The organism is Sphingomonas sp. Sph1(2015), from assembly GCF_001970915.1.
In the GTDB taxonomy this organism is placed as follows: domain Bacteria; phylum Pseudomonadota; class Alphaproteobacteria; order Sphingomonadales; family Sphingomonadaceae; genus Sphingomonas; species Sphingomonas parapaucimobilis.
Window position 1 is genome coordinate 23,720 of the sequence record NZ_MQUI01000044.1, and the last position, 7,525, is coordinate 31,244.

5 protein-coding genes and 2 pseudogenes are annotated in these 7,525 nt (G+C 66.6%); 3 read left to right on the forward strand and 4 right to left on the reverse strand.

The window, feature by feature from the left end; translation table 11 throughout:
* The first annotated feature begins 14 nt into the window (after positions 1-14).
* The 3 genes from BSZ14_RS15235 (at position 15) to BSZ14_RS15245 (ending at position 3,881) form a co-directional block, all read left to right on the forward strand.
* Positions 15-2,192: a GumC family protein gene (locus BSZ14_RS15235; protein WP_198930531.1), complete on the forward strand. Its 2,178-nt coding sequence runs from the start codon at positions 15-17 to the stop codon at positions 2,190-2,192.
* A 130-nt stretch (positions 2,193-2,322) separates the two neighbouring features.
* The gene (locus BSZ14_RS15240; protein ID WP_076711569.1) at positions 2,323-3,429 is read left to right on the forward strand and encodes a hypothetical protein; all 1,107 of its coding nucleotides are present in this window, start codon (positions 2,323-2,325) and stop codon (positions 3,427-3,429) included.
* Positions 3,426-3,881, forward strand: coding sequence for a hypothetical protein (locus BSZ14_RS15245; RefSeq protein ID WP_076711570.1), 456 nt, complete (start codon positions 3,426-3,428; stop codon positions 3,879-3,881). The genes BSZ14_RS15240 and BSZ14_RS15245 overlap by 4 nt, the downstream gene beginning before the upstream one ends.
* On the opposite strand, the gene BSZ14_RS15250 is transcribed toward BSZ14_RS15245, so the two are convergent.
* From BSZ14_RS15250 to BSZ14_RS15265, 4 genes and pseudogenes are all read right to left on the reverse strand, one after another.
* The gene (locus tag BSZ14_RS15250) at positions 3,873-5,663 is read right to left on the reverse strand and encodes a right-handed parallel beta-helix repeat-containing protein (RefSeq protein WP_076711571.1); all 1,791 of its coding nucleotides are present in this window, start codon (positions 5,661-5,663) and stop codon (positions 3,873-3,875) included. The two genes, BSZ14_RS15245 and BSZ14_RS15250, sit on opposite strands and share 9 nt — an antisense overlap.
* Positions 5,664-5,832: 169 nt before the next feature.
* Positions 5,833-6,114: pseudogene (locus BSZ14_RS15255) on the reverse strand (sugar phosphate nucleotidyltransferase); the annotation flags it as partial.
* Positions 6,115-6,183: 69 nt separating this feature from the next.
* Positions 6,184-6,459 (reverse strand): annotated as a pseudogene (locus tag BSZ14_RS15260) (ribbon-helix-helix domain-containing protein).
* A gap of 40 nt (positions 6,460-6,499) precedes the next feature.
* On the reverse strand, positions 6,500-7,426 hold the full coding sequence (locus tag BSZ14_RS15265; protein ID WP_076711572.1) for an IS110 family transposase: 927 nt from the start codon (positions 7,424-7,426) through the stop codon (positions 6,500-6,502).
* Positions 7,427-7,525 lie beyond the last annotated feature (99 nt).

Sequence of the window (7,525 nt, forward strand, 5' to 3'; positions counted from 1 at the left end):
GGCGTATCCAATCCATGACCGTTGCCCCGACCTTCCCCGCCGGCGGAACGCCTGCCACAGCCGCGCGCCTCCCGGATGCAGAACGCATGCCGATGGTGCGCCAGTATCTACGTATCGCGACGCGCTGGCGCTATGTGATCCTCGGCGCGGCGGTCACCTGCCTGCTGATCGGATTGATCGCGACCTTGTTGATGACGCCGAAATACACGGCGACCTCGACCATTGAGATATCGCGCGAATCCAACCAAATTACCAACTTCCAGGGGGTTGAGCGCGAAACGAGCACGATTGACCAGGAATTCTACCAGACCCAATATGGCTTGCTGCGCTCGCGCGCGCTGGCCGAACGCGTCGCCAATCAGCTCCGCCTGGTCGACGATCCCAAATTCTTCGAACGCTTCGGCGTCAAGGAGAATACGCCGGCCTTCCAGCTGACCAACAACCGCTATCCGCCGGCCGGTCGTGCCGAACGGCAGAAGGTGGCGGGCGAGACCCTGCTCAAGAACCTGGCCGTCAATCCGACCCGACTGTCGCGTCTGGTGGACATCGCCTTCACCAGCCCCGATCCCGCCTTCTCGGCAAAGGTCGCCAATACCTGGGCGGAAGCGTTCATCCAGACGAACTTGGAACGTAAGGTGCAGGCGACCGCCTATGGGCGCAACCTGCTCGAGCGCCAGTTGCGCCTGCAGAAGGAACGGCTGGACGAATCTCAGCGCCAGCTCGTCAACTATGCTTCGCAGCAGCAGATCATCAACCTGCCCGCGCAGTCGAGCAACGGCACGACCACGGCGGAACGGTCGATCGTTGCCGACGACCTCGCCTCGCTCAACGCCTCGCTGCTCCAGGCGACCGCCGACCGCATCCAGGCCGAGGCGCGCTATCGCGAAGCCGGCCGCGCGGGCGCATCGACCGAGGCCCTGCGCAACATCGCGATCAACAGCCTGCGTTCGCGCCGCGCCGAGCTCGCGGCCGACTATCAGAAGCTGATGGTCCAGTTCGAACCCGGCTATCCGGCCGCGCGCGCGATCAAGTCGCAGATCGACCAGATCGACGGCGCGATCGCCCGCGAGGAGCGCCGCGTCTCGGGCTCACTCGAGGCCGACTATCGCGAGGCGCAGTCGCGCGAAGAGGCGCTGAAGGCGCGCGTCGACCGCCTGAAATCGAGCTATCTTGATTTGCGGCGCCGCAGCATCCAGTACAACATCTACCAGCAGGAGGTGGACACTAACCGCGCGCTGTATGACGGCTTGCTCCAACGCTACAAGGAGATTGGCGTCGCCGGCGGTGTTGGCGTCAACAACGTCGCCGTCGTCGATACCGCGGACGTTCCCGAGAAGCCGTCGAGCCCGCGGATGCTGCTCAACCTCGCTGCGTCGCTGCTCGCCGGCCTGTTCATCGGTGCGGCCCTCGCACTTGTTCTCGAGCAGATCGACGAGGCGATCGCCGATCCGATCGAGATCGAGCGCCGCCTCGGCCTGCCGCTACTGGGCTCGGTGCCCAAGGTGGAGGGCGAGACGCCGCGCGATGCGCTGCTCGATCGCAAGTCGGACCTGGTCGATGCCTATCTCGCCGTGCAGACCAACCTCGGCTTCACGACCGAACATGGCGTGCCGCGGAGTTTTGCGGTCACCTCCACGCGGCCTGCGGAAGGCAAGTCGACGACCGCGCTCGCCCTCGCGACGATGCTCGCCCGCGCCCAGCGCTGCGTGATCCTGGTCGACGGCGACATGCGCTCGCCATCAGTCCATCAGCTGGGCGGCGTCGACCACGACCGCGGCCTTAGTAACTTCCTGGCGGGCGACGATCGAATCGAGACGCTGACCTTCCCCATGACCGACCTCGGTTTCACTGCCATGTCGGCAGGGCCGATTCCGCCCAATGCGGCCGAGCTGCTGACCGGCAACCGCCTGTCGCTGCTGCTGCAGCGACTGCTCGAACATTACGACCATGTGGTCATCGACTCGCCCCCGGTCATGGGCCTCGCCGATGCGCCGCTGATCGCCTCGCGCGTCGAGGGCGTGATCTACACGGTGGAATCGCACGGCATCCGTTCCAGCCTGGTACGCACGGCGCTCGGCCGGCTGGCCAGCGCCAATGCCCATGTGTTCGGCGGGGTGTTGACCAAGTTCAAGGCGAAGCCGGGCGGCTATGGCTACGATTACGGCTACGGCTACGGACGCGAGAAGGGATAGATCGCCCGTGGCGGCGTCCGCTTCCCCCTCGCCTGTCCCCCGCCTACGCCGGTCGTGGGGCAGGCGCGCCTTCGCGGCGCTTTGCGCGGCCGGGGTCGGAATCCTCGCCGTCACGCATGCGACGGCGCTGATGACCGTGCGGACCGATCAGGCGCTGGCCCGACGGATCGCCCCCTATGACGGTCGGGTCACCGCGGCGCGCGCGCTGGCGCTGATCATCGCCCAACCCACAAAGGACCAGGCGGTCGCCGTCCGGCTGGCGCGTGCGGCGCTGCGCCGGGAACCGACCGCCATTCCGGCGCTGGTGACGCTCGGGCTGGCGGCACAGGCGCATGGTGACACGGCCAAGGCCGCGCAATGGTTCGGCTATGCCGAGACGCTGTCGCGCCGGGACAGCCAGACCCAGCTCTGGATGATCGAGAATGCGGTGGCGCGCGGCGACGTTCCGGCGACTCTGCGCCATTACGACATCGCCCTGCGGACGGCACCGGAGCTTGCGACCCTGCTCTACCCAATCCTGGCAACGGCAAGTGCCGATCCGCAGATCCGCGCGGCGCTGGCCCGGACCTTAGCCCGCCGGCCCGCCTGGGGCGAAAGTTTTGACAATTTCCTCGCCGCCAACGCCGACGATCCCGCGACGCCGGCCCGGCTGTTCCTCGCGCTGCGCCGCGACGGCGTCACCGTGCCGGATCCTGCTCGGATCGGCACGGTCAACGCGCTGGTCGCGCATGGCCGGGCAGACGATGCGTGGCACTATTACGTCGCCGATCATCCGGGTGCCGATCCGCGCCGCTCGCGCGATCCGCGCTTTACCGCGACGCTGGCGCCGACCGTCTTCGACTGGGTGCCTGCCAACGAGGTCGGGATCAGCAGCGCGATCCAGCAAGGCGCGGAAGGCGGCGTGTTCGACTTTTCGGCACCCTCCAGCGTCGGCGGGGTCCTGCTGCGCCAGGCCCAGATCCTGCCGCCCGGCACCTATCGGCTGAGCGGTCACGGTGGCGGCATCGAACAGGTCGATGGCGCCCGTCCCTATTGGCAGCTCACCTGCTCGGACGGCCGCGAGATCGGCCGTGTCGTGATGCCCAATTCATCGCAGGACAACGGCACGTTCACGGGGACGCTGCAGGTTCCCGCGGGCTGCCCCGTCCAGACGCTCTCGCTCGTCGCCCGTCCGTCCGATGCGATCGCTGGCTTCAGTGGTCGTATCGATCGCGTGATGCTGGAGCCGGTACGATGACCCTGCCCATGCCCATCCTCGTTCGCACCGGCCTGATCGGCCTCGCCATCTTTGTGGCGCTGCCCGCCAGTGCGCAGGTCGCTGGCCGTACCGCCACCACCACCGATCGCGACAGCGACCCTTCGTTGGCCTGGTCGCTCGATCCCACCACGCTGCAGCAGCGCCCCGTCACCTCGTCGATGTCGGCGACGCGGCCCGGTGCCACCGCCCGCTCGTCGGTCGGTCAGGCGGGGCAGCGCCAGCAGCGCGAGCGGGAACTGGGCGGCGTCGGTCCGGGCCTGCGTATCCAGAACCGAATCCAGAATCGCATCCAGACCCGACTCAGCCTACGGATCGATCCCGACTACGATCCGGGTGCGACACAGCGCTCCCCGTTTGCCGTGGCCAACGACCAGGTCCGTTCGCCGACCGCGCGGGTCGGTCGACGGTCGGACAATACGCCTTCACGCTGATCCGCGCAGCCCGGGAAGCGGCACGGCCTGCCAGCGCGCGGCGATCGCATCCCAACGGACCGTCACCGTCGTCGCGCGATCGCCCGGCAGGACCGCCACGGTATGGCCGGCATCGACCAGCCGCACCGGCGCAGACCCCGTCCCGGTGCCCCGGGTAATCGTCACATCCATGCCGGGAAACTGTCCGTATCGCGGCGGAACGACGGTCATCGGCCGGTCGGCGACGCCGGTCAGCCTATGCCGAACCGGATCTAGCGGACCGATCGTCGCGGTTTCGGCTATGGCCAGATCTGCCGGCCCCGCGGCGCGGCTCTGCCCCGCGATCGCCGGAACCGGGGCCTTGACGTCGTAGAAGAATGGCCCTTTCACCGACCAGGTGAAACGCCCCACCGAGCCGCGCTCTATATTCCGACAGAAATAGATGAACCCGGTGGGCCGGGGCTGATCGTCGATGATCGTATTGGTCGCGATCGACTGAACGCCATTATCCTCGTCCCAGATCGCCCGGTTCGGCGCGCCGCTGCGTGCCGTGCGGATGGCGGTTCGCGCGCCGCCCGTTAGATGCGCGATCCGACCAGTATAGATGCCCGCACCATCGGTGTCGGAGGCGCTGATCGCATCGAAGGTCCAGGCGGTCTGGTCGCGGACGTGGATCCCTTCCCCACCCGCCCCCTCGACACTGATCCGCGTCGTGGTCAGCAGCGCGCCGGGCCGGTCGCTCGTCGCGCTGAGGCCGCGCGTCGCGCTGTCGATGACGCGTATGTCGCGCAGGTCGATCCTGTCCGACCTTGCTACCTCGATCCCGTATCGATTGCCCGAATAGGCGCCGGCGACCTGACGATGACCGGCGCGACGGATGACCCCGTTCGCCACGGTGCAGCGATCGGGAACGCGCAGCCCGTTACTGGCATCCTCCCCGATCAGCAGGCCGCTACCGCGCGTATCCTCTATGCTGAACCCATCCAGCGTGACACCGGACGGGCCGACCATGGTGATGCCGCGCGTATCGCTGGTGCGCACGCGTATATTGCGCAGCGTGCCGCCCGTGATCCGCGGGCCGTCGCGATAGTCGAGGATCGCGACGCCATCGTCCCCCGTCTGCTCCGTCGCGACGTCCGACAGGGTGAAGCCGGAACAGTTGAACAAATCGACACCATCGGCGAGCACATCGCGTACGCGGATGCCGGTCAGCGTGGCGTCGGGGCTCTGGCGCAGGACGATGCCGGCACCGGCGCCACCTTCCACCCGCACGTTGTTGAGCACCGGTCGCTGACAGCTGTTGAGGTACAGCATCGGGGCATCGAGCTCGCGCCCGCCCCGCGGCGTGGCCGCCGTCAGGACGAGTCCCTCGATCCGGGGCGATCCCTGGTAGAAGTACAGGCCGGTCCGCCCGGGATCGCGATACAACAGCCGGGCCCCTGCTGCGAACCGGAGCGTCCCGGTATAATCGTTGATCTGATGCAACAGGCGATTGTCGAAGACATAAGTGCCGGGCGGAAAGGTCATCGTCCTGTCCGTACCGGCAAGCGCGAGCAGGATGGGGTGCACCGATGTACGGCCGTCGCCAGACACACCCAGCATCTGCGGTGTGACCACCGGCGTCGCGAGCCGATACCCATGCACGATGCCACGACCATCGCGGACACGGAAGCTGGTCAGTGGATTAGCCTGTGCATAAGCATCGGTCACACTGTCCGAGCGCTCATATTCGGCTGCGCCGGTTTCTTCGTTCTGCAACGATCGTTCGTCCCAGCCGATCGTATGCAGTCGTTCCGACGCCATCACGATGCTCGTCCGACCATCACGCAATGCCGTGAACAGCAGGCCCTGCCCTGCCGGGGCCGCGCCTCGACATCCTCCAATCGGCAGGATCACGCCCGCCGCAAGGCCGGCAACAACCCTTCGCCGCTGCCACATCCGCCGCTTAGCCGATCAAATCTTGCGCGAAGCTGCGCACCGCCGGGCCGATGTCGAGGCTCTTACCCCGCGCGCGGATCGTGTCTTCCAGTTCGTAGGCGATGTCGAAATGGTTTTCGAGCGCATGCTTGCCCCGGCCCGTGATGAAGATGATCTGCTCGATCCCCGCCTCCAGCGCCTCGTCCACCGCATATTGGATCAGCGGCTTGTCGACGACCGTCAGCATCTCCTTCGGCATCGCCTTGGTCGCCGGCAGGAACCGGGTGCCCAGGCCGGCCACCGGGAACACCGCCTTGGTCACGCGCTTGATAGTCATTGCTTCCTCGTCATCCGTAGACGCAGCATTAGCCAACTATCTGCGTCGCAACAACGATTTGAGGCGCGTTTAATCTCCGATCGGACTCTCGCCGTGCTTGTGCAGCACATCGTTGAACGCTTCGGCCATCAGCGCCTGGAGGCTCTACCCCTAGCGCCGGGCCAGCATGTGCATAGCGAAGGACATTTCGGGGCTGAAGAAACCGGCGATCTGCCTGCGCTCCTGGCGGCTTGCCAGGGTGATGGGTTGCGTCGGAGCGGGAACCACCGTCCCGGGCGCGCCGACAAGGGCAGGCGCGGGCGCTGCGGCGGTCCGCAGGTTGGCGAAGCTGGGTTTGCGGCTCATGCGGCAGCTTTCTTTGCAGATTTGCGAGCAACTGTGATGCTCATGTGAGAGCGATGGGCTGTCGCTTTCGGATCATGGCGTTGAGGATGACGAGGAGTTGTCGCGCAATGGCGATGAGTATAGTCTTTGGCGCCTTACCCTTGGCGCGCATCCTGTCGCGCATGGCGGTGAGGACGGGAATACGCCGTGAGGCATTGAGGGCGGCGATGTAGAGGGCTTCGCGGACCTTGCGCCGTCCACCCCATATGCGTCTGGCGCCGCGCCATGTTCCACTTTCGCGGGCGTGGGGTGCGAGGCCTGCGAGCGAAGCGATCTTGCGACGGCAGAGCGTGCCGAGTTCGGGAAGTTCGCCGAGCAAGGTGGCCAGGACGGTGGGTCCGATGCCGGGGACGGCATTCAGCAGGTGCGCCTGTTCGGACAGGGCCTGATCCTGGGCGATGAAGCCTGCGATCTGTCGATCGAGTTCGGCGATCTGCTGGCCAAGCAGCGTGATCATGGCTTCGATGGCCTGGGCGATTTCGGGTTGGCCTGCACTGTGGCGATGCAGCTTTTCGGCTTTGCGCATGTCGACCAACTGCCTGCGACGTCGCAGGAAATCGGCCAGGCGCGAACGGGCCGGGCTGAGCGGGATGGTAGCGGGCAGGTCGAGCGCTGCGCCCATCTGCGCGAGCACGCGGGCATCGACGCGGTCGGTCTTGGCCAGCGTGCCGGTGGCTCTGGCGAACTCGCGCGCCTGACGCGGATTGACGCGTGAGAAGGGATGGCCGCGTGTCGCCAGCGCCGCGATCAGGTCACCGTCGCAGCCGCTGGTCGCCTCGAAGACGACACGGACATCAAGGTCGAGCGTGTCGAGCCAGACGGCGATGGCATCCGGTGTATTGGCGATCTGCCCGGTCCGACCCGATGGCAGTTCGCAAATGTCGATGAGAGCACGCGAAAGGTCGCAGCCGATGACGGCTTGTGGCATGGTAAAGGCTCCTGTCCATGTCGTGCGGGATCCACAGTCCCAAGCAACTGTTCAGGGTTGTGACCAACGCGGAAGGGACCCTTGCTCCCTATCGGGCTC